At 55.6% G+C, this 23,745-nt stretch carries 20 protein-coding genes; 11 read left to right on the top strand and 9 right to left on the bottom strand.

The window, feature by feature from the left end; genetic code table 11:
• Positions 1 to 61 precede the first annotated feature (61 nt).
• The 3 genes from B2R17_RS01470 to B2R17_RS01460 form a co-directional block, all read right to left on the bottom strand.
• Positions 62 to 2,176: a family 20 glycosylhydrolase gene (locus B2R17_RS01470; protein WP_286762555.1), complete on the bottom strand. Its 2,115-nt coding sequence runs from the start codon at positions 2,174 to 2,176 to the stop codon at positions 62 to 64.
• Positions 2,177 to 2,523: 347 nt separating this feature from the next.
• Positions 2,524 to 2,994 carry a hypothetical protein gene (locus B2R17_RS01465; RefSeq protein ID WP_339887642.1) on the bottom strand — a complete coding sequence of 157 codons (471 nt, stop codon included), beginning with the start codon at positions 2,992 to 2,994 and terminating at the stop codon, positions 2,524 to 2,526.
• 140 nt (positions 2,995 to 3,134) lie between these two features.
• On the bottom strand, positions 3,135 to 4,166 hold the full coding sequence (locus B2R17_RS01460; RefSeq protein WP_286762553.1) for a DUF1559 domain-containing protein: 1,032 nt from the start codon (positions 4,164 to 4,166) through the stop codon (positions 3,135 to 3,137).
• A gap of 915 nt (positions 4,167 to 5,081) precedes the next feature.
• On the opposite strand from B2R17_RS01460, the gene B2R17_RS01455 reads away from it, so the two are divergent.
• From B2R17_RS01455 to B2R17_RS01440, 4 genes are all read left to right on the top strand, one after another.
• A complete protein-coding gene (locus B2R17_RS01455) occupies positions 5,082 to 5,582 on the top strand; it encodes a YcxB family protein (protein ID WP_286762552.1) in 501 nt (166 codons plus the stop codon).
• A 177-nt stretch (positions 5,583 to 5,759) separates the two neighbouring features.
• Positions 5,760 to 6,092 (top strand): hypothetical protein, encoded by a 333-nt coding sequence (locus tag B2R17_RS01450; RefSeq protein WP_286762551.1) that lies wholly within the window; start codon positions 5,760 to 5,762, stop codon positions 6,090 to 6,092.
• Positions 6,093 to 6,270: 178 nt separating this feature from the next.
• Positions 6,271 to 7,485, top strand: coding sequence for a hypothetical protein (locus B2R17_RS01445; protein WP_286762550.1), 1,215 nt, complete (start codon positions 6,271 to 6,273; stop codon positions 7,483 to 7,485).
• A 139-nt stretch (positions 7,486 to 7,624) separates the two neighbouring features.
• Positions 7,625 to 8,101 (top strand): protease complex subunit PrcB family protein, encoded by a 477-nt coding sequence (locus B2R17_RS01440; protein ID WP_286762549.1) that lies wholly within the window; start codon positions 7,625 to 7,627, stop codon positions 8,099 to 8,101.
• Positions 8,102 to 8,459: 358 nt separating this feature from the next.
• On the opposite strand, the gene B2R17_RS01435 is transcribed toward B2R17_RS01440, so the two are convergent.
• Positions 8,460 to 9,311: an IS3 family transposase gene (locus B2R17_RS01435; protein WP_286762548.1), complete on the bottom strand. Its 852-nt coding sequence runs from the start codon at positions 9,309 to 9,311 to the stop codon at positions 8,460 to 8,462.
• A gap of 53 nt (positions 9,312 to 9,364) precedes the next feature.
• Positions 9,365 to 9,646: a transposase gene (locus B2R17_RS01430; RefSeq protein ID WP_286762547.1), complete on the bottom strand. Its 282-nt coding sequence runs from the start codon at positions 9,644 to 9,646 to the stop codon at positions 9,365 to 9,367.
• Between the two features lie 71 nt (positions 9,647 to 9,717).
• On the opposite strand from B2R17_RS01430, the gene B2R17_RS01425 reads away from it, so the two are divergent.
• The 5 genes from B2R17_RS01425 (at position 9,718) to B2R17_RS01405 (ending at position 17,751) form a co-directional block, all read left to right on the top strand.
• Positions 9,718 to 11,256 carry a TolC family protein gene (locus tag B2R17_RS01425; RefSeq protein WP_286762546.1) on the top strand — a complete coding sequence of 513 codons (1,539 nt, stop codon included), beginning with the start codon at positions 9,718 to 9,720 and terminating at the stop codon, positions 11,254 to 11,256.
• Positions 11,257 to 11,778: 522 nt separating this feature from the next.
• A complete protein-coding gene (locus B2R17_RS01420; RefSeq protein ID WP_286762545.1) occupies positions 11,779 to 12,018 on the top strand; it encodes a hypothetical protein in 240 nt (79 codons plus the stop codon).
• A gap of 175 nt (positions 12,019 to 12,193) precedes the next feature.
• Positions 12,194 to 13,696, top strand: coding sequence for an efflux RND transporter periplasmic adaptor subunit (locus tag B2R17_RS01415; RefSeq protein ID WP_286762544.1), 1,503 nt, complete (start codon positions 12,194 to 12,196; stop codon positions 13,694 to 13,696).
• Positions 13,697 to 13,806: 110 nt separating this feature from the next.
• A complete protein-coding gene (locus tag B2R17_RS01410) occupies positions 13,807 to 17,145 on the top strand; it encodes an efflux RND transporter permease subunit (RefSeq protein ID WP_286762543.1) in 3,339 nt (1,112 codons plus the stop codon).
• A gap of 75 nt (positions 17,146 to 17,220) precedes the next feature.
• Positions 17,221 to 17,751, top strand: a complete 531-nt coding sequence (locus tag B2R17_RS01405) for a hypothetical protein (RefSeq protein WP_286762542.1) — start codon at positions 17,221 to 17,223, stop codon at positions 17,749 to 17,751.
• A 325-nt stretch (positions 17,752 to 18,076) separates the two neighbouring features.
• On the opposite strand, the gene B2R17_RS01400 is transcribed toward B2R17_RS01405, so the two are convergent.
• The 4 genes from B2R17_RS01400 to B2R17_RS01385 form a co-directional block, all read right to left on the bottom strand.
• Positions 18,077 to 19,411, bottom strand: a complete 1,335-nt coding sequence (locus B2R17_RS01400) for a beta-ketoacyl-[acyl-carrier-protein] synthase family protein (RefSeq protein ID WP_286762541.1) — start codon at positions 19,409 to 19,411, stop codon at positions 18,077 to 18,079.
• 219 nt (positions 19,412 to 19,630) lie between these two features.
• Entirely contained in the window at positions 19,631 to 20,968 is a 1,338-nt protein-coding gene (locus B2R17_RS01395) for a hypothetical protein (protein ID WP_286762540.1), read from the bottom strand.
• A gap of 144 nt (positions 20,969 to 21,112) precedes the next feature.
• Positions 21,113 to 21,451 carry a hypothetical protein gene (locus tag B2R17_RS01390; protein ID WP_286762539.1) on the bottom strand — a complete coding sequence of 113 codons (339 nt, stop codon included), beginning with the start codon at positions 21,449 to 21,451 and terminating at the stop codon, positions 21,113 to 21,115.
• The gene (locus B2R17_RS01385) at positions 21,448 to 21,801 is read right to left on the bottom strand and encodes a 4a-hydroxytetrahydrobiopterin dehydratase (RefSeq protein WP_286762538.1); all 354 of its coding nucleotides are present in this window, start codon (positions 21,799 to 21,801) and stop codon (positions 21,448 to 21,450) included. Before B2R17_RS01385 ends, B2R17_RS01390 begins: the two co-directional genes overlap by 4 nt.
• An 89-nt stretch (positions 21,802 to 21,890) precedes the next feature.
• Between B2R17_RS01385 and B2R17_RS01380 the strand changes: the two genes are divergently transcribed.
• Together B2R17_RS01380 and B2R17_RS01375 are read left to right on the top strand one after the other, a co-directional pair.
• Positions 21,891 to 22,580 (top strand): RNA polymerase sigma factor, encoded by a 690-nt coding sequence (locus tag B2R17_RS01380; RefSeq protein ID WP_008666958.1) that lies wholly within the window; start codon positions 21,891 to 21,893, stop codon positions 22,578 to 22,580.
• 107 nt (positions 22,581 to 22,687) lie between these two features.
• Positions 22,688 to 23,614, top strand: coding sequence for a YihY/virulence factor BrkB family protein (locus B2R17_RS01375; protein WP_008661454.1), 927 nt, complete (start codon positions 22,688 to 22,690; stop codon positions 23,612 to 23,614).
• The last annotated feature ends 131 nt before the right edge of the window (positions 23,615 to 23,745 follow it).

Here is a 23,745-nt window from a genome sequence, read left to right as displayed (position 1 = left end):
GGTTGATGATTGGAGTGCGAGCGGTGACGGAACCTGCGGCTCGCAAATGGGTGCAACGGTCTCAGAAGACTTGCACTTCGACGATTTTTGAGAACGAATCGAAGACGTAGCCCTTGTTGCCATGCGTTCGGATACGAACATAGCGAACTTGCCGTGGCGAAAAACGATGCTCGACCGGAGAAGTTGGGTCTTCGGGCTTCTCCAGCCGTGACGCGACCTCTTCAAAGTCGACTCCGTTGGTCGACGTTTCGATGCTGTACTTTTCAAAGGAGCCCGAAACGCTGTAGGCGAACACTTTGACTCGCTCGACCGACTGAACGTCTTCCAAATCGATCGTCAATAGAATCGGGTCAGGGTCAGCGGGGTACCCCAAGTAGAAATCGAGGTTGTTCGTGCCACCATCGGTGATTCTTTGAACCGAAAACGGCGGTCCCGAGGTTGTGCTCGAGGTGACTGGTTTGTTCAACGCAAGGTTGGGATGGCCGTTCACCAATGTCAGGTTTTGTCGGCTTCCGTGGCCAATTGGTGCACCAGCGATGAATGCGGTCGCGCGAATGGTTGCATCGTCTGTGAGCGTGAATGGCTCTTGATACAGAGTCGAATCCTTCGTTGGTTCCGACCCATCGGTTGTGTAGCGAATTTCTGCCTCAGTTTGCGCTGAGTCACTGTTGCTGGTTCGCATTCGAAGTGACACCTGCGTCGATTGATCGAATACGCCATCTTGATCCAGGAGCATTCGTGTTGATTCAACGGATACCGGATAGAACCCGGCCATACGAGCAAGTTCGGTGTGCGACGTGCGCTCTTGGAAATCCTGGTAGTCACGTTCGATCTGCTGATTCCACGCGACTTCAGCAAACGGGATCAATCGTGGAAAGGTTTGCTGGACAAAGTTCTCTTCACGACCTTCCCACCATGGCATGCAGAAACCAATCAGTTTGTCGGTCGGATCAACCTCGATCGGTTTCGAATAGGTTTGAATTTGGGGATTCACATGTTTGTACGTCGTCAGCGACATCGTTTCATAGATGTGCTGGGGCGACGTCATCGTGAAATTGGTTCGAGGGTAGTGGTCGACCAAGTACAACGGGTCCCACGAAGCGTTGATGACTCGGTGTCCATTGTTAACCATTTGGTCGGCGGGATAGTTGATCGTTCGCCAGTTCAGATGGATCACATCCGGATGGACTCGGTTATCGCCTGAGCCGGCAGCGGGGCCTTCCCAGACCAATGTTTCTTTGCCGCGAGTCTTCAGGTGCGCGTGCAATTCGTTGATCAGATCACGCTGCAAGTCTTCAGGAACACCAAACGCCTCGTCGCCACCGATATGAATGAAAGGGGAAGACGGGAAGAGGGCGATCATCTCGTCCAGTAACGTTTTGATACCTTCGATTGCCTTGGGTGACTTCGTGAGGTCTGTCCCCGTTTTGCCAAAGACCTCGGGATAGTTTCGTCGTAGCAATTCCGAGTGGCCGGGGACTTCTAGCTCGGGGATGATCGTCACGCCTCGCTGGACCGCATAGCGTTCAAGTTCTTTAAATTCCGACCGTGTGATTTTACCGTCCCATAGTTTGGGAAAGGCGGTCGAAGGGAATGCGATTCTTTGGTCATCGGTGAGGTGCAGTTGCACGGAATCGATCTTGTAAAACCACAGCAGGTCGATCGTCTCTTTCAACAATGCGACGCTGTGAGGATTGCGTCCCATATCGATCATGAAATTGCGATACGACAGCTCCGGGGCGTCTTCGATACGCATCGCAGGAATCGAGCTGGATTGGTTCCCGCCGATCAGTTGCAAGAGTGTCGCCGTGGCGTGTGCGAGACCTTTGATCGATGATGCTTCGATTTGAATTCGCGTTTGATTGATTGAGAGCGTGTAGGCCTCCGGCGAAAGCTTTGGTGCGTGCGATACCAGCAGCACCGAATCGTTTTCGTCTGAAGTTTGCAGCTGATGCTTCCCGGCAGTCATGCGTCCGAGATGCTCGCCAAAAATCTCTAGATGATCGCTCCAGCCCGGAATTGGCGGTGACTTTGCGGTGATTGTGGTTGGCAGAATTAGGGCGGCGCCGCCGGTCGGCTCAACTTTGGTCGGCAAAGGAACGACGGATAACTCCGCCGCGGTGATGAAAGTGGCGGAGGCGAGGGTGAGGTACGCGAGAAGGCAACGAACGAGCATGGGCAATCGATGGAACTTTGGATGCGGGATCAATGGTGCGAATTCAAAAGTGGGATCGTGTCGAACGGTTTGGGCTCGAGGTTCAACTTGCTTCGCGAAACAACGATGCGAGCGTGCCTGAGGCTAATGAAAATTTGTCTCCATCAACATCAGACAGAGCGAACTTGCCATCGAAGAAGACGTTTTAAGCGAAGCGACTTTCCAGTTCAGTTGCTGGTGGCTTGGCGAACGTCCAATTTATACGCTGGGCGTTCATGCTGCACTCGTTTCGCTCGACACTGAGCTGAGCGAACTCGCAATGGCGTGGCCTATCCTGACGGAAGGCCAGGGTTTGAATGGCGAGGCTTCTATCGCCGCTTTGCTGGAACCGTTTCGCGTTTGAACTCGAGCTTGATTTCATCGTCCGATCCGGTCACCTCGAAATCGGATGTGAAACTTTCTTCGGATGGCGGGGCATCTTTCAGAGCTTGGTTGATGGCAGTGCCCACGGCCGCTTTGTTGCCTCCTTTCAAGAATGTCAATTGAGCCTTGGGCGTTCGGTCAGCGGTAACGCTGACACGCAGATCGAATTCGCCTTCACGCAGTTGCGACTCAGGCGGGATCGTGAAGTTGCCATCGATGATGGGTGCCATGGCTGTTGGTGAGTCAACGTTTGCCTTGGGAACCAAGCTGATTTTTCCTTTCTCGATTGGCGATCCGTCAATCGTCGCGGTACCTGAAAGAGAGATGCCCGATGGACCGCAGGCGACGAAGGTGCTCAAACAACCGAGAAGCAACACAGCACGAAGGCAATTTGGGACGGAAGTCATTGGTAACATGGATTTGGTGTGGTAGCCGAGAAACGTGTTCGAAGTAAGGGAAAGACTGGCGTTCAAAAAGAGACGCCAGGAAGCTTGCGTTTCGCTAGATCGATACCCGGATAACGGGGATTTGATAGCGAACGATCCGTGCGTTCGAGCTATTCCTGATAAGTGTTGACCTCGTGACCTGCTTTGGTCAGGAATGCTGTCAGCACATCTTGGGCGATCGAGTACGTGACGAATTTGGTCGAGCCATCGGCCATAACGAAGTGTGAACCGCCGGGGTGGTAGCTGAAAAAGAAGTGCTCGTCGTTGTCGGGAAGATTTCCCAAGCCGCCAGTCAAATCTTCGTCGTCCAAGATGCCGCCAACGCCGTCCGAATTGACGGGAAAGCCGTAGTAGGGCACAAATCCACCGCCTGCTTCATCGGGCGAGTCATAGCAAAGAACTGAGTGTCCCATTCCAAATGGTGCGCCGGTGTAGGTCGTCAACCAACCCCCGGTTTGCACCGACCCGGCTTTGGCGGGGAAGAGTCCGCGTTCACCAATCAGCAACGTGTTGCTTGTTCCGTCGATCACCGACGCGAATCGAACAGGCCCGAATGCTGATCCCTGGCTATGGAACATTCCGTCTGCTGAAAACTGAAACGCGGCCGGAAAACCGCGAAAACCGGAGGCGTCTGTTCCGTGATACTGATTGGACGAGCGACCATAGTGGCCAGCATTTCCAAAGTAGTTGGTTCCGGCGCTGGTGGCGATCACGGTGCTGCCAAAGCCGACATTGACTGGCGTTTGCGACAACGGGTCGCTAGGGCAATTCAGCATTGGCACCTCGGTAAGGATGGCATCCGCGTCGAAGGTTGGACCGTAAAGCATCAAGTCATCGGTATCCAAAGCGGACTGCTCGACGTACGGCAAGATGCCTCGAATCCAAGTCCGACCGACACCGACGAAATCGCGGTTATCGGCTGATGCGGGAAATTGCTTGTAGCTGCTTTCGTAGTTGTGGCAGGCGAGCGCCAACTGCCGCATGTTGTTGCTGCACTGCATCCGACGAGCGGCTTCCCGGGCGGACTGAACCGCTGGTAGAAGAAGCCCGACGAGGACGCCGATGATGGCGATGACCACGAGCAGTTCGACAAGTGTGAATGCGGCGCGAGTTTGTGAAATCGAGTATCGAGTGATGCTCACCAGATTTCCCTTTCAGTAGGCATGGATGAAGAACAAGTTGAATGCGCGACCACAACAAAACGGCAAGAGGTTGTTTGTTTCGTTGATTGGATGACGGGCACGCCATCGCGGATGGTCGCTTCGGACCGAGCCAGTTCATTGGTGGTCTCGCAGCAAAACGCGGTCTTGGGACGCTCCGTTAAGCAACGGGCGGACCGTTCAGATCGACCCGGCGGGTTTGTTCGTGGTCCATAGACAACATGGAATGACTGCGGGGATCAGTCTCGCCTAAGGTTTGATTACAGCTGACTGGATTCACTGCGTTACTGCGACGGCCAAGTCTATATTTGGCGAATTGCTGAACTGTCCAAAGTTCTTCGTTTGCCACGTGCGAAGTCTGTTGATTTCGGACGAAAAACGTTGATCAGAAAACCCGCAGGGATGCTCAAAAAGAACGCGAGGTTGCCTAGCGCACGGATGAGGCGGGGGGCTAAGTTTCCGTTCTTCCGACCGAACGCGTCGTCCAGCCGAAGGAGATGCATCGACAGCTCCAGTTGAATCGCGAACTGGTTCGACGAGTTGGTTCGGGTCGTGCCATCAGGTCAGTCCACTTGAAGAGTAATTTCGGGCTGGCAGTAGGTGACATCGATGGCAGTCAGGATCTGATGGGGACGTCGCTATGAAGGAAAGTTGAGCGTCGGCCAGGCGAATCGCCGCACCCACCAAATCATCTTGGCGATCAGTGCAACGTACCTTGGTATGGCGGCACTCATCCGATTAGCGGCACAGGAGTCGACGCGCGGGCAACGAGAACGGCAAGTCACTGATGAGCACAACCGCCATCCAGCAATCCATGTCCGGTAGAATTTGGGAATTCACCACACGACTGGACGGCATGTTGTTGTCCAGTTCCTCGTTGTGCGACCTCGACTTGCTATGAATTCACCTGTAACCACAACGTTTACCTTCACTCGCGACGAGTACATTCTCGCAATGAAGCGGCATTACCGCTCGGCGCTGAACGTTGGGCGGGATGTGGTTGCTGGACTGTTGGCAGTGGCGGGCGGCATCTTCTTGGTGATGCGCTCATCAGGTGGATGGACCGCGTGGGCACTGTTGGTGGCTGGCGTCGTATTGCTCTCGATGGTCGCGTATGCCCTCTTCGTGTTGCCCTCCATCCTCTATCGTTCGCAACCGAAATTGAAGGATGAGTACTCGCTTCGGTTTGCGGAGGACGGAATCGGTTTTAAAACCAGAAGCATCGACTCCACCCTTCAATGGTCCATCTATCAGTCGTGGCTATTCGACAACGATTTCTACATCATGTACCACGGCAAACGTGATCTCTCGGTCATTCCGAGACGCACGCTGTCCGCAGACGATGACTTGCGTCTCCGCCAAATGCTGACTGCCAAAATTGGACCGCCCCGCAATTGACGGGTACGCAACAGGCCTTTTGCGCCAGGCCCTCGGCGCACCTGTCTTCGTTGTTTGTTGGGTGATGTGGGCTGGCCTTAGTGGATGTGATTGTGACTGTGGTTGTGGGATTCGATCCAGGTGGTTTGTGGAAACTTTTTGCATGTTCGAGGTCGCAATTCAGTGGCTGATCCATCGATGAAATACGAGAATGAACGCTTGCTTGTCTGTGCACTGTTTGTCTCTCCTGTCGTGACGATCGTCTCGGCGATTGTGTCTCTGGCGTGCACCATGTTTTTCGTGCCACGTCGCTCGACTGGAAATGTTGAAGTTCCGGATGTCAGTTGGCCGGCCTACGTTTTCATCGGCAATGGACTTGCAATTGGTCTTTCGTTGCTCGTCCTTGGTTGGATCTATCGTTCTCGCCGTGAACGCGTTTTGGCATGGCTCACCGCGGCCGTGTTTCTCTACTTGGCTCATGCCACCTTTCTAACGACGTTGTTGCGACGAGACTTCATTGGGAAGTTTTGACCTATGAACGACGGGGTGGAGTTCGTGTGGTTGTTCTTTGTCTTGTTTTGTAAGTGGGGCATTGGCGAAGTTTGAAAAAATTTGTTTTTGGTTGAGGGAAAATTGGCTGGAAATCGCAGGAGAGTATGAGGCGGGGCTGCACCGCTGATTTCTTCTCTTTTGCGACGGAACCAAACCAATGCTTTTCAAGAAAACATTCCTCCAAACAGTCATCCCGGTTGTTCTCCCAATGGCGTTGGCGGCCGCGATGCTGCAACCGACTTTCGCCCATTCCGCTCCCGTATCGGCGAAATCGGAATCAGCGACGATCCAATCGGGGCAAGTGGATCCGCCAACGAAGTTGCACGAACAGCTTTGTGAAGTGAATCCGAATTGGGCCGCTATCTTGGGTTCAGGGGCCTTTGACCTCGCCAGTGAAGACGTGGTTGGCGAAGTCAAATTGCTTCAGAAACACTTTGAACTGGTGATCGAGCGACTCGGCAATGCGAAGGTCGATGACTTGAACGTATCGCAAATGAAGCAGCGAGTGGCGAATATTCAGCGGCTTCGCGAATACGCGGTTGGTGGTGTGTTCCCTCAAAACATCTTTGTGCCCGGACGCCGACCGGTGTTCATCGACCCATGGGGGACTCACTGTGCGGTTGGCCATCTGATCGCGACGTCAGGGCACCCCGGACTGGCACGACGGATCAACCAGGAGTACCAATTGGACGAACTCGGAGTCATCACAACCGATGGACTGAAGGAGTGGCAATTGGCGTCGGGGCTTCGTATCGAAGAGCTCGCCTTGATCCAGCCCCATTATCAGTTTCGATTTAACAGCCAAACCATCCAGTATCCATCCGAAATTGAATCACTGATCCTGGGTGATTCGTCGGCTCTGTTGGAGGCGTTGGAAAAAGGCGAGGTGCAGGTCGAGAGCCGTTGCGGAGGCAAGACGCTTTTGCACTTCGCCGCTGCAGCGGGTGATCTGAAGCTCGTGAAACGCTTGGTTGAAATGGGAGCGGACTTGCAAGCGGTGTCAACGTTGGGATGCGACGAAGATGAGATCGCCCAAGGTGGAAAGCATTCACGATTTGAAGTTCGGTGGGATGGTTCCACACGAGTGACAAGTGCAAACCATTATTTGTCGAAAGGACGTGTTTACGAAAGCGTCCGCGGCTCATTCGTTGCGGATGTGCTGCAAGATTTCTACGGAGGCATGGATGGCAAGAACGCATTGGAGTATGCGACTGCCGACCCACGACCGTCGAAGCATGGTGTCTCAAAGCATGCGTACTACGGCAAGCGACTTCCGTTTGGGAACTCCGACAAAGAAAGTAACCCGCTGGACGAGGTGAAGAACGGCCGAGCCGAAGTTGCAAAGTGGCTTCGTGAACAAGGCTTGAAATAGTCCTTGCGTCAATGGTCGAGCGACACGGCCGTCCGTGTCGCTCGCGATGATCCAATCGCCGATACTTCTATGCGGTGAATGAAATCGGCGAAGACCAAACCCGAAGCTTTTCACGACTACTCAGACGAGATGAATTCACATGACCAACTTCATTGCCTGCCCAATTCTTGCCGTCCTCGTTTGTTTCGCCACCGGTTGTGCCCCATCAAAGATCGACGAGCTTCCGATCGTCGATGGGGAGCACATCCCGGTTCGGCAAACAATCAACGTCGGCCGAGTGACGTCGCCTGGCGTTCACTTGATCCAGTCGGTCGATGACTTTGTTCAACTGACGGGGCAGCCGTCTGAGTCAGTCTCACAGGCTTTTCAGTCGGTCGATTTTTCGAGGGAGACCGTCGTGGTCGCCGCCCTTGGTGAACGCAACACGACGGGATATTCGATCCGGATTGTCGGCATCGCTTTGCGGAAAGATGTTCTGAACGTGTATCTGCGAGAAAGTTCGCCGAGCGGGAACGGGCCTGTTGGTATGGCAATGACATACCCGACTCACGCGATTGTCGTTTCAAAATTGCCCGACGCGGTTGATGTCGTTCCGATCAAACTGACGGATGAATGATCGGTTGTTCGGGGCGAGTGGATCGAGTCGTTGGTGGAGCGGATTCGGCTCGGAAAGGAATGCGGCTCGCCGGCTGACAATGAATGGCAAAGTGGAGTAGGAGGGGCGTCGGGGTTCGTTGACCGGAATAACCGGTACAGACGGACGTTCCGATGAGATGAATCGTTCGGGTTGTCGCAATCATGCCTGATACATCCATCGTGTTGGACCGATGGAATGATCGGGCTAGTTGCGATTTTCATGGAAGGTGTCGTTGTGCAAAAGCATTCGGAAGTCGATGGGCGGAAGCGAATTGCGAAACGCTTGCTGTTGCTGGCTGCATTGGGGATTGGGATGCCCCCATTTTCTGTACCAGGCGTTATGAAAGATTGGGTTGGGGAATTGGGATCAGTGATTCGCAGTGCTGCTGGAGTGAGGCCGTAGGCCGAACGGAAGCAGCACTGCGAACCGCGAACTCCGTTGGGGTCAGGTAGCCAAGCGAACTGTGCGGGCGGCGTGTGTTGAAGTCCTCCCGCCAAGCTCGTGCTTTCGTCCGTGCGTCGTCTTCATTGATCAAATCCGTTTGATGCAGGTACTCATCGCGCAGTCGGCTATTGAAACTCTCGCAGACGCCGTTCTGCCAAGGCGAACCAGGTTCGATGTAAAGGATCTCGACGCCGATCGTTGCCAACCATTGCTTGATCGCCGTCGAGATGAATTCCGGACCGTTGTCACACCGAAGTCGTTTTGGAACGCCGTGCATCGCGAACAGCTCAGCTAGCGTGTCGATCGCATCTTCGCTCGTGATGCTACGTCCAACCTTGATCGTCAAGCATTGCCGTGTGTATTCGTCGACGATGTTCAAGAAGCGAATGGTTCGTCCATCGAGCGTCGAAGACTGCACGAAGTCCCACGTCCAAACGTCGTGGACGAAAGCCGCCGTTTGAACGTCGCACGCATTGCCGCGGACGCCATTCGCACGCTTTTTACGGCGTTTTCGCGGCACCTTCAGTCCTGCCGCTTTCCAAAGTCGATACATCTTCTTCATGTTGATGGTCTCACCGTCGCGGCGAAGGAGTTGGCAGATACGTCGATAGCCCCAGCGAGGACGCTCGCGAACAAACTGCAGAATCCGCTTGGTCAATCGCTCGTCTTCATCCTTGGGTTTCCCCTCAAATCGCTGACTCGACCGAGGTTGATCGAGCACGCGGCAAGCACGTCGCTCGGACACGTCGAACTTCTCTTGAAGCTCTTGCACCGCCGCGCGTCGCGATCGAGGGGTCGTCAGTTTCCCTTGGTGATCTCCTTCAGCATCGAGATGTCCAAGGCTTGGTCGGCCACGATCTTCTTGAGTCGGTTATTCTCTTCCTCAAGTGCTTTGAGCCGCTTGGCCTCTTCGCTCTTCATGCCGCCGTACTGGCTTCGCCATCGGCTCAGCGTGGCTTCGCTGACCTCGAGTGCTTGCAGGACTTCGCCAACGCTATTGTCGGCCGCCAGCATGGCATCCGCATCACGTAGCTTCTTGATGATCTGTTCAGGTGAATGTCGTCGTCGTTTCTTGCTCATGGAAAATCCTCGGCCGGAATTGGCTCTAGACTTTCATAACCCCTGGATCAGGTTTTGGGGAGCATTCCAGGATGAGCGGTGGCTGTCAAACCATCGGGGAAACTCGCTCGGATCGATCGATCGCGGCTTCGGAGCCCGTTTCGAAAACGGTCGCGGAGTCGAAGGTTTTGGCGGGCTCGAATCCGCAGGTAGGAGTTCAGCAAGTCGGCTTTGACGAGTGGTCGTTAGCCCGTGAAACAGAGCCGGATCCAGTCGCGGTAACAGCGCCACCGGAAATGAATGCGGCTGACGACCAGGACTTCACGCTGGTCATCGAGCCCCAAACATTGCGCGATGCGATGGCGTTGGAAGCTACGACGAACGAGGTTGAGCCATCGCAGGACCAAATCTCTTCGTCTTTGGCTTCGGGCTCCCTGTCTGAGGACTCACCGTCTGCTGGTCCTGTTCAACAAAGTGGATTGACGCTGTCGTCGGTGGAGGCGATGGCATTGGGGACGCACCCGGCCATCGCGGAAGCGCGAGCGCGGGTTGCATTTTCAACTGGACAAGCCGTCCAGGCTGGTTTGCCATTCAACCCTGTGCTGCAGTATCAGTCGGATGAGATTGGCAATGAATCCTCGTCTGGATTGCACACCGTCCAGTTGTCGCAGCAGTTTGTGACCGCGAACAAACTGGAGATCGCTCAGCAGGTTCAGGCTCACGAAGCGCAACGCCGGCGTTCTGAGTTGCGAATGGCGGAGTTGCGTGTGTTGACGAACGTTCGGTCCGCATTCGCCGCGGCGATCGTCGCTCAACGTCGGGCTCAGATCGCCAACCAGATTGTTGATTTGGCGGAAAAGTCATTGAGCAGTGTCCAGGATTTGTTGAATGCTCAAGAAGTTTCACGCGTGGTTTGGTTGCAAGCACGCGTCGAAGCCGAGCAAGCTCGAATCACCGCAGAGAATGCGGCAACGCAATTGCGGGCCAACCGCGGTGTGCTCGCCGCAGCGGCGGGACTGCAAACTTTGCCGGCGGATGCGTTGGTGGGTGAGGTCGGTGAAGGCTTGATCGAAACACCCTGGGAGTCGTTGCTCGCCGAAATCACCGCGACCAGTCCTGAGATCACGGCGGCTGGATCGGCGTTGGAACGTGCACGTTGGTCATTGCGTTTGGCTTGCGCCCAAGTCACGCCCAATATCACCGGTCAAATTGGTGTCGGAGTCGATGCGTCGACGGACGACACGTTCGCTAGCGTTGGCGTGAGCGTGCCACTTCCGTTGTGGAATCGCAACCAAGGCAACATTCGAAGTGCTCGTGCCAGCATCGCTGAGGCGTCGGCAGCGATTGATCGAACGAGACTCAGTCTGGAAGGACGACTGGCCAGTGCGGCTGGTCGATATCAAGTCGCGCTCGAGCGTTACCGCCGATTGAATGACAGCGTTTTGCCGACCTCAGAAGAGACGTATCAGCTTTCTCAGCGAGCGTTTGAGGCCGGTGAAACGGACTACATCCAGCTGCTTACCATTCAACGAACATTGTTCAACACGCGTTTGAGCGTCTTGGAAGCCGCCGCGGATGCTCGACGAGCCGCTGCGGAAATCGAAGGATTGCTGGTGACCTTGGACGGTTGATATGAGTGACCGGCACCGCTGAACACCTCATTGCCGCAACGTTTTAAGTTTTTAGTGGAAAACCAATCGCGACGAATTCTTCGATCTGGCCTTCGCCGTCGGAACAACCGATAATACTGGCAACCTTTCACATTCAGAGAATCCGTGTCCGCATTTTGTCGTCTTACCACCGCCGTAGCATTGTTGCTGCACCTGTTTTTCGGGTGTTCGATGCATCATGCAATTGCGTGTGAGGGGCATGTGCACGACGGTTGTCATTATGTGAATGCGGCCGACGAATCGCCAAGTGTCCACGCTGGGCATGATCACGATTCGGCACTGCATGGGACGTGTGATCATCAGAACAAAGGTTGTGACACCGAGCGGTTGAAAGAGGATTCAGCCATCGCTGACGGTTCGGTCTGTGGTGTTGGGTGCGATTGTCAATCGGATCCCTGTGACGATGACCATCCCGGGTGTCACGGCGGGGCGGGGTGCAGTTTTGTGAATTCGAATGACGTGCAGTTCGTCATCGAAATGCCAATGCTCGCCTATCTCGATACGCATTTGAATGGCGACGAACCTCAGAGTTCGGCGATCAAAGCGGGGGCGGTCGCTGACGATTTCGGCTGGACTGCGATGGGATCCCGGTACCACTGTGCGTTGCTGTGCACTTGGGTGATTTGTGTTTGGGAAGCTTCGCGATGGTTTGTTCGTGAGTGTGGTCATGCCACACCAACGATTCAAACATCGTTCTGCTTTCATCCCCAAACCATTTTCTAGATCGGAACGAGCAATCGTTCGTGATTGGCACTGAAGGACGTTTTGCGTTGGCTCGATGTATCAGCCTCGCAAGTCCATTCTTTTCCGACGCGAACTGAGATGCTTGGCATGACGTTCGGCTTTGCCGCTGGACCTGATAGTCATCCGATCGTTCACTCAGATTCTGTGCAGTGTCATGACTTCATCCAATCAGTGGCTCGCGTCGCTTCGCACTTCGATTCTTTCGTTGTTAGCTGTCGTGATCGCGGTAGTGGCCGGTCTCTACTTCTTCACCGATTTCGGACGTCGTTCGACTGCCGAATCGAACACGATTGTCGAGTCGGATGACCATGCCGGCCATGATCATTCAGGTGGCGGTCATGAAGGTCACGATCACGAGGCCCATGACGAAGCGAATTCGCTTGAGCTGAGTCAGCAGGCGCGAGCCAATTTGCGTCTTCGCACCGAGCCAGTCACCGTCGGTCCGTACACCAAATATGTCGAGGTTCCCGGCATGGTGACCGCGTGGCCGGGAAAGACGCACATCTCCATCACGTCGCCGCTGACCGGGGTGATCAACGCGATTCACGTCTCGCGTGGCGAGCTGATTCAAAGCGGTGCCCCGATGTTTCGGCTGCGACTCACGCACCAGGATTTGGTCGAGACGCAAGAAAGCTTCTTGCTGCAGTTGGGGCAATTGGATGTGGAGGACCGCGAAATTCAGCGGTTGTCAGCGATCACGAGTTCGGGGGCGGTGTCCGGCAAAACGCGGTTGGCTCGCGAGTACGAGCGAGAGAAATTGCTGGCGGGGATCCGTGCGGCGAAGCAGTCCATGTTGTTGCATGGTTTGACCGAACAGCAAATCGAGTCGATCGAGCGTGATCGAACTTTGATTCGCGAATTGGTCGTTCGGGCCCCTTGGGTGGAGGAAGACAACTCGTTGCACCACGAGTCGCTCAGCCGGGCCTATAACCGGATGGCGGGCAATCCAGACGCGCGAATCGCTTCGATGCAGCCTCCTCCACTGGACGACCATGGGCACACGCACATTGATGCTGAATTCGTGGTTTCGGAGCTGGACGTGCGACGTGGCGAGTCGGTAACGGCAGGCCAGCAGATTTCGCAAATATCTGATTTCTCCCAGTTGTTGATTGAAGGACAAGCGTACCAGCGCGACGCGAAATTGCTTCGTCAGGCGGCCGACACGCATGCGGAAGTGCAGGCGACCATGAGCGGTGCGGACGGCGAAGTCGAGATGTTGGATGGATTGAACGTGGTTTACATCGGCAACAAAGTGGAGGCCGAATCTCGTTCGCTCGCGTTCTATGTGGGACTTGAGAATGAAATCGAAAGGGATGAAACGCGGAGCGAAAAGCGGTACGTCAGTTGGCGTTTCAAACCGGGGCAACGATTAACGCTACGTTTGCCAGTCTCGCGAATGGAAAACGCGATCGTCGTTCCGAAGGATGCGGTGGCCGAGGAAGGATTGAATCGATTCGTCTTCATCGAAAACGGTGATCACTTCGATCGTGTTCCGGTGGAAGTGATGGCTCGCGACAGTGTTCACGTCGCACTGAAGAACGATGGGCAAGTTTGGCCTGGTCAGAGAATCGCGGTTCGCGGCGCTCATCAGTTGCAAATGGAAATGAAGAACCGTGGTGGCGGCGCGATCGATCCGCACGCCGGACACAACCACTGACCTCGTTCCATACCGACTCGCGTTGAGATTCTCTCCGTGCCGGATCCATGCGGCAGACCTTGTACGCCGCGTCACGTCACTGCGCCAAAACATTCCACTCAAGATTCACGATGTTAGACAAGATCATTCAATTCTCGCTGAGGAACCGCCTGCTGATCCTGGTGGCCGCCGCGATCATGCTCGGCGTGGGGACTTGGCAAGCCAGTCGGCTTCCGATTGATGTGTTTCCGAATTTAAACCGGCCACGAGTGGTTGTGATCACCGAAGCCCACGGGATGGCGCCCGAAGAGGTCGAGACTCTGATCACCTTTCCGTTGGAAACGGCTTTCAACGGGGCCAGTGGTGTGGAAGCGGTTCGCAGCAGCAGCGGGATCGGTTTGTCGGTCATCTATGTCGAGTTCGGGTGGAACACCGACATCTACAACGATCGGCAAATCGTCAATGAAAGACTGCAACTCGCGTCAGAGCAATTGCCCGATGGTGTGAAGCCAACTCTGGCACCGATTTCGTCGATCATGGGCCAAATCCTGATGTATGGGATGTGGAGTGAAGGAGGCGAAACGGAGCCGATGGAGGTGCGGACGCTGGCCGATTGGGTCGTGCGTCAGCGATTGCTGACGGTGCCAGGTGTGTCGCAAGTCTTCACGATGGGCGGCGGTCGAAAGCAGTATCAGGTTCTGATCGATCCGGACAAGTTAATTCAGTTTGGACTGACCATCGAAGACGTTCATACGGCGGTGGACGAATCCAACATGAACGCGACGGGCGGCTACTTGGACGACCAAGGTGCCAATGAGTTGCTGGTGCGAGGACTCGGACGCATCACCAGTCTGGACGAACTCAAGCAGATCGCGATCACGATGCGAGCGGGCCGCCCGGTGACGTTGGCCGATGTTGCACGAGTGGTTGAGGGAGCTCAAGTCAATCGTGGTGACTCGTCGGCATTTTTGCGAGACGAAGCGGGCAATGTCGAGGGCGGTCCCGCCGTGGTGCTGACGATCAACAAGCAACCCGGCAGCGACACGCGAAAAGTCGATCAGGCGATTGTGGAGGCGCTCGAAGAGCTTCGAGTGTCGCTTCCGGATGACATTCGGATTGCTAACGTCTATTCGCAACGCTCGTTCATCGATCGTGCAATTGAGAACGTGGTCGAGGCATTGGCCGACGGCGGCGTCTTGGTGTTGGTGATTCTGTTTTTGTTCCTTCTGAATTTTCGAACCACGTTCATCACCCTCACCGCGATTCCGCTGTCGATCATTTCGACGGCCTGCGTCTTTGCGATCTTTGGCTTGTCGATCAACACAATGACGCTGGGTGGATTGGCGGTAGCGATTGGCGAGTTGGTCGACGATGCGATTGTGGACGTGGAAAACATCTTTCGTCGATTGAAAGAGAACCGGCAATCGGACAGTCCTCGTCCGGTGTTGCGAGTGGTTTACGACGCCAGTGTCGAAGTGCGAAGCAGTGTGGTTTATGGCACAGCGATCGTGGTGTTAGTGTTCATTCCATTGTTTGCGTTGGAGGGAATGGAAGGCAAGCTCTTCGTTCCTTTGGCGATGGGGTATGTCGTATCTCTGATCGCGTCCTTGGGCGTGTCGCTGACCGTGACACCAGTCCTAGCGTCATTACTGATGGTCGGAAAGCGAAATTGGCAAATTGTCGTTCCCGTGTTGGCATTTGGGGTCGCAGGATTGACCGTCACTTGGGTCTTGCCTCGGTTGTCGCATTGGTTCATCGAAGGTTGGCAGCTACCGGGAAGCCAACTCGCTTGGACGCTTTTGTTGACGCCGGTGTTTTGGATTTTGATCCAAGTCTCGGAATGGATGTTGGGTGGTGAAGACGCTGAAGAAGGGCGTTTGCTCGAGGGATTGAAGGGAATCGCTGGACTGGCGATTCGGTTCAGCACGAGATTGGCTGTTCCTGTTCTCGCAGCCACCGCGGTTTTGGTTGTCTTCGCCGCAATCGCACTTTCGCGGCTGGAGCGTGACTTCTTGCCACCGTTCAATGAAGGTGCGGTCCAGGTCAACGCGTTGTTGGCTCCGGGGACGTCGCTGGCGACGAGCAATCAAATTGGTGTTGCGATTCAAGAGGAGCTGATGAAGATCGACTCAGTGAAGTCGGTCGCTCGCCGGACCGGTCGGGCGGAGCTGGATGAACACGCCGAAGGAGTCAACGTCACCGAGATGTTTCTGGAAATTGACGATGGTGCCAATCGCGAAAAGACCATCGAGACGGTTCGCGAAACGATGGAGGACTTTCCCGGTGTGGTGTCGAGTACCGAGCAACCACTTGCTCACTTAATCAGCCACATGATTTCGGGAGTGAAGGCTCAAATCGGGATCAAGCTTTACGGCGATGATTTGGACTTGTTGCGAAACAAAGCCGAGGAAATGAAGCGACGGATTGCCGATGTCCCCGGCTTGGCCGACGTGATGATCGAGCAACAAACAAACATCCCGCAACTACGAATCGATGTGGATCAGCTTGCACTGACTCAAAACGGATTGCGTCCCGCGAATGTGATGGAGTTGGTCGAGACCGCGATGAACGGGCAAGTCGTCAGCCAAGTGGTGATGGGGCAACGGACGTTTGATTTGATGCTTCGGATGGATGAACCGTATCGCGAAAACATCGACAAGCTGATGCGATTGCCAGTTCCATTGCCAAATGGCGGAACGCTACCGCTGGACGAATTGGCCGATGTTTATCGAAGTGACGGGCCAAACATGATCAAGCGGGAGAAAGTGCGTCGCCGAATCGTGTTGCAGGCCAACGTGTCCGACCGTGGTGTGGTGGACGTGGTCAACGACATCCAATCGAGGTTGGAGGATTTGGAACTGCCGCCGGGATACTACTTGGAATATGGCGGTCAGTTTGAGAGCCAACAATCCGCGACTCGTCGATTGATGATCTTGTCGGGTGTCGCTTTGGTGGGAATGTTCCTGGTCCTCTACACGCTCTTTGGCAACGTCAACTTTGCCATGCAGGTCTTGGTCGCGTTGCCCACCGCGTTCGTGGGTGCCGTCGCGGCTTTGGTGCTCACTGACCAGAACCTAACCGTTGCCGCGATGGTCGGATTCATATCGTTGTGCGGGATCGCCAGTCGAAATGGAATCCTGTTGCTCAATCACTATCTGCACTTGGTGCGCCACGAAGGCGAATCATGGACGCATCAGATGGTTGTGCGAGCGGGGCAAGAACGCATGGCCCCGGTGCTAATGACGGCGCTGACGTCTGGCATTGGATTGCTGCCGTTGGCGTTGGCGGCGGGCGAGCCCGGCAAAGAGATTCTGTATCCAATCGCGACCGTGATCGTTGGAGGGTTGCTCAGCAGCACGCTGGCCGAATTCTTCGTTCGGCCCGCTTTGTTTTGGGCGATCGGTCGAACGGCCGGACAGCAAATGGTGGCCGAGACGGCTGGAGAACTCAGCGAGCCCTTCGAGAATTGAAACAGACGCGAGTGACTTTGGTGTGGGGCGATTCAGGTGTCACTGAGTCGATCAAAGCCAAATGTTGAGATGTTGATGTCCCTTCCTTTTGTCCCTGGAGTTGTGGTGAAGTTTGCATGGAGTTTAACGGCCCTGGCTTGTTTGTTTTCAGTTGGTTGCGGTGCGAAGCCTGCTGAAGATTCTGGAGCCGATCCCGACACGGTGGTGATGGAAGGAACGCCACCGGACTCGCACGCCCATCCGGAACATGGGCCCAACGGCGGTGAGCTGATTGAATTGGGCAAAGAAGCTTTCCATTTGGAAATGCTTCATGACGATCAGTCGGTGACGCTGAACGTCTTGGATGGAGCCGCATCGGAGACGGTGGCGATCGATGCAGCCGAGCTGTCGGTCAGCTTGAAACACGACGACGAAGTGAGGACGTTTGCTCTGCCCGCATCGAACCCAACGGACGGCAAAGCTTCGTCATTCACGATCGCCGATGCCGAGATGGCTGGATGGATGAAAGAAGGTGCGGAGGGAGCCGTGACATTGCAGATCGATGGCAAGTCCTACACCGGAAAGATTTCGCACGATCATGACCATGAGGGACACGATCACGATTGATCGCGAAACGCGGCAGGCGTTTGCAAAGTGAGTTTCTCGAAAACGGGTGCAACACGCTTGCAATCGGTTCGAGAGATAGAAGATTGAGTCGGTGGAGGGTGTTCCGAAACCGGCGAGGCTCCCGGTCCGCGATTCGACTAGCCCTCGAGCGACCGGGAGCCGCTCTTTCTTCAGTCGTCCAGTGCGAGCGACAACGCGCCTAAGCACGTGAGCGGGAGTCTTTGGGCTTTATCACGTAGCGGCGTCTCTCCGAGACGCTGTCATTTGCGAGTCTCAGAGAGACTCGCCTACGTGAGGTTCTACCCGATCATTCCTGCCGAACTGCTTAGCGAGGTTTGGTGATCCAAACGGCCGTGGTTTGACCCTGCGGCGTGATGTTGAGATTGATGAAATTGTCACCGGCGGATTGGTCGCCCGACGTCACGGCCGCGATGGGGCAATTTTCGTCGAGTTGTTCCAGGTTACGGATCGGGAACAGTTCATTGCCCAGACTTTGTAGGCTGGCGATCATTTCGACCATCCCGCTGCCGGCACCGATGTTGCCGAGGTGCCCCTTGGCGGTCGTGACAGGTGGTTGGCCGTCTGCGAATCCAAACACGTCGGCGATCGCGCCGGCTTCGCATGCATCCGTGTCTACGTCGGACAGTCCATGAGCATGGATGTGACCGACGTTGATCTTTCCTTCGGCGGGAGCAAAGCCATTTTCACGACCGGCGTTGATCACGCCTCGCAGGACGTTGGCGAAACCTTTTCGCATGGGTTGGTCCCCGGCGGCCGGGCCAACTGCACTGGAACTGCAGGCGACGATTTCACCATAGATCGTCGCGCCTCGTTTTTCGGCGTGTTCCAATGATTCAAACAAGAACGCGCCGGCTCCTTCGCCCACGACACTGCCATCACGGCTGGCGTCAAATGGACGCGACATGCGGCCGGGGTCTTCCGTGTCCGATGCCAGTTTCTCTTGCATGGAAGCATGCAGTGTTCGCAACGTGTGAACTCGCGAGCCGGTGGAGCCAACAACCAAAGCGTCGGCATGGCCACGGGAAATGGTCGAGACTGCTTCGGAGATCGCCGCACCGGCGGATGCTTCGCGAAGGGTGATGGAATTGTTGGGGCCGCGAAGGTCGTTGTAGATTGCGATGTGGGAGGCGGGCATGTTGGGCAAGTACTTCAGCAACCACAGCGGGTTGACTTTTGGAAGTCCCAGGTCGCCCCACTTGGTGAAGTCGAACTCGCCATCGGTTGTGCAGGCGGCGATTCCCTCGGCGTATTCTTCGGGAAGCGACATGATGTAGTCGCATCCGTAAACGACTCCCGTGCGATCGCGATCGAAGTCGTCCGGGTTGTGACCGCCGTTGTGCAGTGCCAACTGAGCCGCCGCGACGCCCATTTCGATTTCGCGGCACATGACTTTGCTGCCTTTGCGAATCGTTCGTTGCAACGATTTTTCGAGCGGGCCGTAGTCGCTAATGTGGCCGGTGAACGCACTCGCTTCTGCGCCGTTGCTGATGGGCAGAACGTCGGTCGGGATTTGCGTGAACGGAGCGATGCCGCTTTTGCCTTCCCGCAATCCGCTGAGGAGTTCTTCGGGAGTGTTACCGAGCGGACTGATCACGCCGATGCCGGTGATCACGACGCGTTGGGCGGAGGTAGCTGGCATGAATGACAATCTGGATTGGTTCGTACCCGGTCAGATCAGACCGAATGGAATCGAAGCAGGAATGGAGGACTTTGCGGGCCGGCGAAGATAGCAAATCCGTCCGCGAAGCGGGAGCGGGACAGTGCACGTGAACGTCGGAACCCACTGCGGACCCGCGTAAAGGCGGGTAAGAGTGGGCAAAACGTGAGCTGCGGCTTCAATCGAAAGCCGGTGGGCACATCAATAGCGGCCGCGATTGGGGGCCGACACGCGAGATCCGATTTGTGGCACCAATGGGGTGGTGGTCAAGTTGTCAGAGGCACGGCCTCGGAATTCAACAAACATCAACGCGTCGGCTCGGCCAGCGGTGGTGCCGGTGATTGAACTGAGGTTGAACAGCGGCAAACTGGATTGTGGTCGCTCGGGGCTGGCAACAACACCGCAGGAGAGCAGCAGCACCATGTCCGACGGCCAACGGAATCGTTCGTGCAAACGCCAGCTCACAAGCTGCGGCACTTCGATCTTGGTGCGGTGGACTTGGTTGTTCGGAAGCGGTAGGTCCAGTTCGACGGGCACAAATTTGTCGACTTGGTCGATGTTGGCGTTGATCACGCAATCGAGCGTGCGACCGTCGACGCTGAGAAGCGGGCTGACTTCGATTTGGAAGCCTTCTTGGATCTCACCGGTTTCGGGTTCGTAGGGAGGCCAGTTGGCCGGCGAAGGTTTGACATTGAGGACGTAGTTGCGACCGCGAGTGCTGGCGAGCTTTTCTGTTTGACCATTGTTGGTGATCAAGTCGACCGCTTGCACTTCGCGAACGTCGGTTCGTGAACGAAGCATGTTCATGACCAGTGCGGCGTTTTCCTTTGTCAGCAACCAAGCTTGCAGGCCGGGCGATTGAACGTTGACGTGCTGCATCAACATGTGAGCGTTGCTGCGCCAATTTGGATTGCCGACGGTCATCAACCGGAGGTTCATGACTTGAGGTTCTTTGTCTCCGGCAACGAAGCGTTCGACGATCCCGCCGATGACCTGGTGCATTTCGTTGGTGTGGTAGACCTTCAGTTCGTCTCGATCGGCACTCATGAACCCGAATGGTTCGGTGTGCCAGACGTCGGTTCCAGTTTCGCGAACGATCCAGTCGACGATGGCTTGGTGAGGACGGTCGTGTTTGGTCAGGTAGCCGGTGTAGGGGCTGATGTTGTAAACGCGATGCTCTTGGCCGGCCTCGCGAGGCAGTTGGCCTCCGTTGGAAAGCTGGCCGGTGGGAGCGGCGCCGCCAGCGGGCAACGCATTTCGATTGGCGGTGGTTTGCGGCGGTGTTTGCAGGCTGGGCGGCGTGTTTGCTGCGGTCGGGCCAGCGGCTCGTGGCGTGAAGCCTTGCGGAGCGGATTGTGTTTCAGCCGTGGACGGTCCTCGAGCGACCGAATTGGATGGCAGGGCGAATCCACCCTGGGCGTGCACATGATCGCTCGTTGCGGCGGTGCCGGCAGCGAAGAGGCAGGCGGAGGCGAGTCCGCGAACGATTCGCGAGCGGAAAAAGAAAGGGAGACTTCCCGGAAGGTTTGCTTGAGCCATGGCGGGTCGCGTTTGAAAAGACGGGCATTGGTCGTTAGCAGTACGTTGGACCGCTTGCGAACACGCCTATACCGCATCGATGACTTTCGCAACAAGTCCGAAAGAATTGCGTCTTTTGCTTCAAGTGCCGTTTCCGCGAGCGAATTAGCCTTCGAAAACTGCGTCCTTGATGTTTCGCACGAGCGATTGGCGAGTCAGCGAAATGGACTGGATTGATTCCACGTTCACGCCCAATTGCTTGCCGAGTTTGACCGCCAAATCGACGTCTCGGACCCCGTGATACTGGTTGACCACCCGACGGCCCGCGGGGTCAGGGACCGATATGGTTTGGTCGCGAAATCGATAGCTGGTTTCGAAGGCATCGGCGAGCTCGTCGATCCATTCTTGAGGGACCCGCCGAAGTTGACAGTGGTCAACGCTCCAAAGATCGTCGCCGTTGCATTCGTCCAGTAGCGCCAGGGCTCGGTCGTAGGAAACGCTCACGAGACAACCTGGTCGATGCGGGCAGCCATCACAAAATCGTTTTCGCTCAATCCACCGATCGCGTGCGTTGTCAGGACGATGCGAAGATGTCGGTAGCCGGTCAAATGCAGATCGGGATGATGTTGCTCCGCCTCTGCCAGTTCGGCGATCGCATTGAGATGCCGAACCGCGGTTTGGAAGTCGCCCGTGTTCAACTTGCGTGAAATTTGTTTGCCCTCCTCGTCGAGCGACCAATTGGGAAGCTCGCTCAAATACTGCTTCGCGGTTTCGGCGGCGATGCGATCGATACCTCCTTCGCAGGGAACGCAGTGGCGGCTGGACCAGTCCGTTGATGTTTTGGATTCATTCATGCGTTGATTTTACCGGTGTGGGAATTGGATTCGTAGGTGAAAATCGAGGTTGATCGACGCATTTGCGATTTGCATGTAGTCTGGTGCTCATGAATGCTTCCGTTCCCTCGCCGTCCGCCGCCAACGATCCTGATCGCGAAAATGAGATTCGTTTGATCGGTTCGATTCGCGAGGGCGATTCGCAGGCGTGGCAACAATTGATCGATCAGTTCGAAGGTCGTTTGTTGGCATACGCTCGTCGGCGGATTGGTGATCTGGCAACGAGCGAAGACATCGTGCAAGAAACCTTCGTCGGTTTCCTCGTTTCGCTTCCGAATTACGATTCGCGACGAAAGCTCGAGAGCTATCTGTTCTCGATCTGCAGTTACAAGCTGACCGATTACTTGCGGCAGTCTGGGCGTCGTCCCGAATTGCCGTTGCTGGGACGCGGCAGTACGTCGGGCTCTGGTAGCGGCGACAATGTCGAAGCCGATGGGATTCGGTTGCCAAGTTCGATCTGTCGCAGTGCAGAACGTCGAGAGTTGGAACAAGACTTGGTCGTCGAAGTTGTCCTCGAACAGATTGAGAATTGGCAATCGCGTGGCAACTTTGTGAAGCTGAAAGCGATCGAGCTGCTTTTTGTGATGGGCCGTGGCAATCGCGAGGTGGCCGAGCAGCTGAATCTGACTCAGCAGCAAGTCGCGAATTTGAAGAGCGATTTTCTGACTCGAATTTCGGCGGTCATCAAACGGCGTGAACTCGATCTGGATGTGTTCCCAGAGCTCCGCGAAAACGACTGATTCGTCCGCCGAATCCGCTCGCGGGCAACTTGCGAGCCAATCGGCACATCGATTGCTGGTGAAAGGAGTCGACGTGGTCGTTTTCCTTTCAATCGAGTGGTGGAGTCGTGGGTTTTCTCAAGCAGACATTTTCGGAGTTCTCAAAGGATCGATGCAGCACGCTGGCGGCTGCGTTGGCGTACTACACCGCGTTCGCGCTGCCTCCGCTGCTGTATTTGATGATGACCGTGCTGACATTCAGCTTGTCGGTGATGTACGACAGCGAGCAGGCCACCGAGAAGGCTCAGGGAATTTTGCAAACGCAGGCATCTCAGATGATCGGCAACCCTGCGGCGGTCGACCAAATCGAGACCATCATGGAGAACCACGAGCAAACCTCGGGGAAGTGGTGGAAAACGCTTCTGAGTTTCGCTGGGATTTTGGTTGGTGCAACGGGAGTGGTCTCCGCATTGCAAGCGGCACTGAATCAGGTTTGGGAGGTCAAGCCCGACCCGGAAACCAGCGGCATCAAAGACATGATTGCGAAACGATTCCTGTCTTTTGGGATGATCTTGGGACTTGGTTTTTTACTGCTGGTCTCTCTGGTCGTCTCTTCGATCTTGACCGCACTGGGTGATCAAGTGGGCAGTTGGATTGGAATGTCAGAAACGGTTGCTCACCTAGCCAACTTTGCCGTTCAGGCTTTGGTTGTCTTCGTCATCTTCGCGTCAATCTTCAAGTTCATGCCCGACGCGATTACCAAATGGCGCGATGTGGCCGTTGGAGCCGCGGTCACGACGATTCTGTTTCTGGTCGGCCGTTACGCGATGCAGTTGTATTTCTCGATGAGTGAACCTGGAGCACAGCTCGGTGCGGCGGCCGCTTCGTTGGCCGTGTTGTTGGTGTGGGTCTACTACACCGCGATGATCGTTCTGCTCGGTGCGGAAGCGACGCAGGTCTATGCGGTTCGCTACGGCGATGGAATTCGCCCTGAACCCAAAGCCGTTCGCGTGGTCGAAGAAATCAAACGAGATACCAAAGCGACCACGGCGTAATGAACTCAATCTGTTCGCGGGCTGATACGCCAGGCGAACTCTGCTGACTAAAGCAACCCGCTTTTGCGATCATGGTCGCGGCGGGTTGCTTCTTCGATGGCTGGTAGAATGTCCTTCGACAACAGCCCGGA

The organism is Rhodopirellula sp. UBA1907, from assembly GCF_002337565.1.
GTDB classification, from domain to species: Bacteria; Planctomycetota; Planctomycetia; order Pirellulales; family Pirellulaceae; genus Rhodopirellula; species Rhodopirellula europaea.
This window is presented reverse-complemented; position numbering and strand designations above follow the sequence as displayed.

Coding starts and splice junctions, on each gene's coding strand:
- B2R17_RS01470 (WP_286762555.1), bottom strand. CDS start 2,176: ATGCTCGTTCGTTGCCTTCTCGCGTACCTCACCCTCGCCTCCGCCACT.
- B2R17_RS01465 (WP_339887642.1), bottom strand. CDS start 2,994: ATGTTACCAATGACTTCCGTCCCAAATTGCCTTCGTGCTGTGTTGCTT.
- B2R17_RS01455 (WP_286762552.1), top strand. CDS start 5,082: ATGAATTCACCTGTAACCACAACGTTTACCTTCACTCGCGACGAGTAC.
- B2R17_RS01450 (WP_286762551.1), top strand. CDS start 5,760: ATGAAATACGAGAATGAACGCTTGCTTGTCTGTGCACTGTTTGTCTCT.
- B2R17_RS01445 (WP_286762550.1), top strand. CDS start 6,271: ATGCTTTTCAAGAAAACATTCCTCCAAACAGTCATCCCGGTTGTTCTC.
- B2R17_RS01440 (WP_286762549.1), top strand. CDS start 7,625: ATGACCAACTTCATTGCCTGCCCAATTCTTGCCGTCCTCGTTTGTTTC.
- B2R17_RS01430 (WP_286762547.1), bottom strand. CDS start 9,646: ATGAGCAAGAAACGACGACGACATTCACCTGAACAGATCATCAAGAAG.
- B2R17_RS01425 (WP_286762546.1), top strand. CDS start 9,718: ATGAGCGGTGGCTGTCAAACCATCGGGGAAACTCGCTCGGATCGATCG.
- B2R17_RS01420 (WP_286762545.1), top strand. CDS start 11,779: ATGCTCGCCTATCTCGATACGCATTTGAATGGCGACGAACCTCAGAGT.
- B2R17_RS01415 (WP_286762544.1), top strand. CDS start 12,194: ATGACTTCATCCAATCAGTGGCTCGCGTCGCTTCGCACTTCGATTCTT.
- B2R17_RS01410 (WP_286762543.1), top strand. CDS start 13,807: ATGTTAGACAAGATCATTCAATTCTCGCTGAGGAACCGCCTGCTGATC.
- B2R17_RS01405 (WP_286762542.1), top strand. CDS start 17,221: ATGTCCCTTCCTTTTGTCCCTGGAGTTGTGGTGAAGTTTGCATGGAGT.
- B2R17_RS01400 (WP_286762541.1), bottom strand. CDS start 19,411: ATGCCAGCTACCTCCGCCCAACGCGTCGTGATCACCGGCATCGGCGTG.
- B2R17_RS01395 (WP_286762540.1), bottom strand. CDS start 20,968: ATGGCTCAAGCAAACCTTCCGGGAAGTCTCCCTTTCTTTTTCCGCTCG.
- B2R17_RS01385 (WP_286762538.1), bottom strand. CDS start 21,801: ATGAATGAATCCAAAACATCAACGGACTGGTCCAGCCGCCACTGCGTT.
- B2R17_RS01380 (WP_008666958.1), top strand. CDS start 21,891: ATGAATGCTTCCGTTCCCTCGCCGTCCGCCGCCAACGATCCTGATCGC.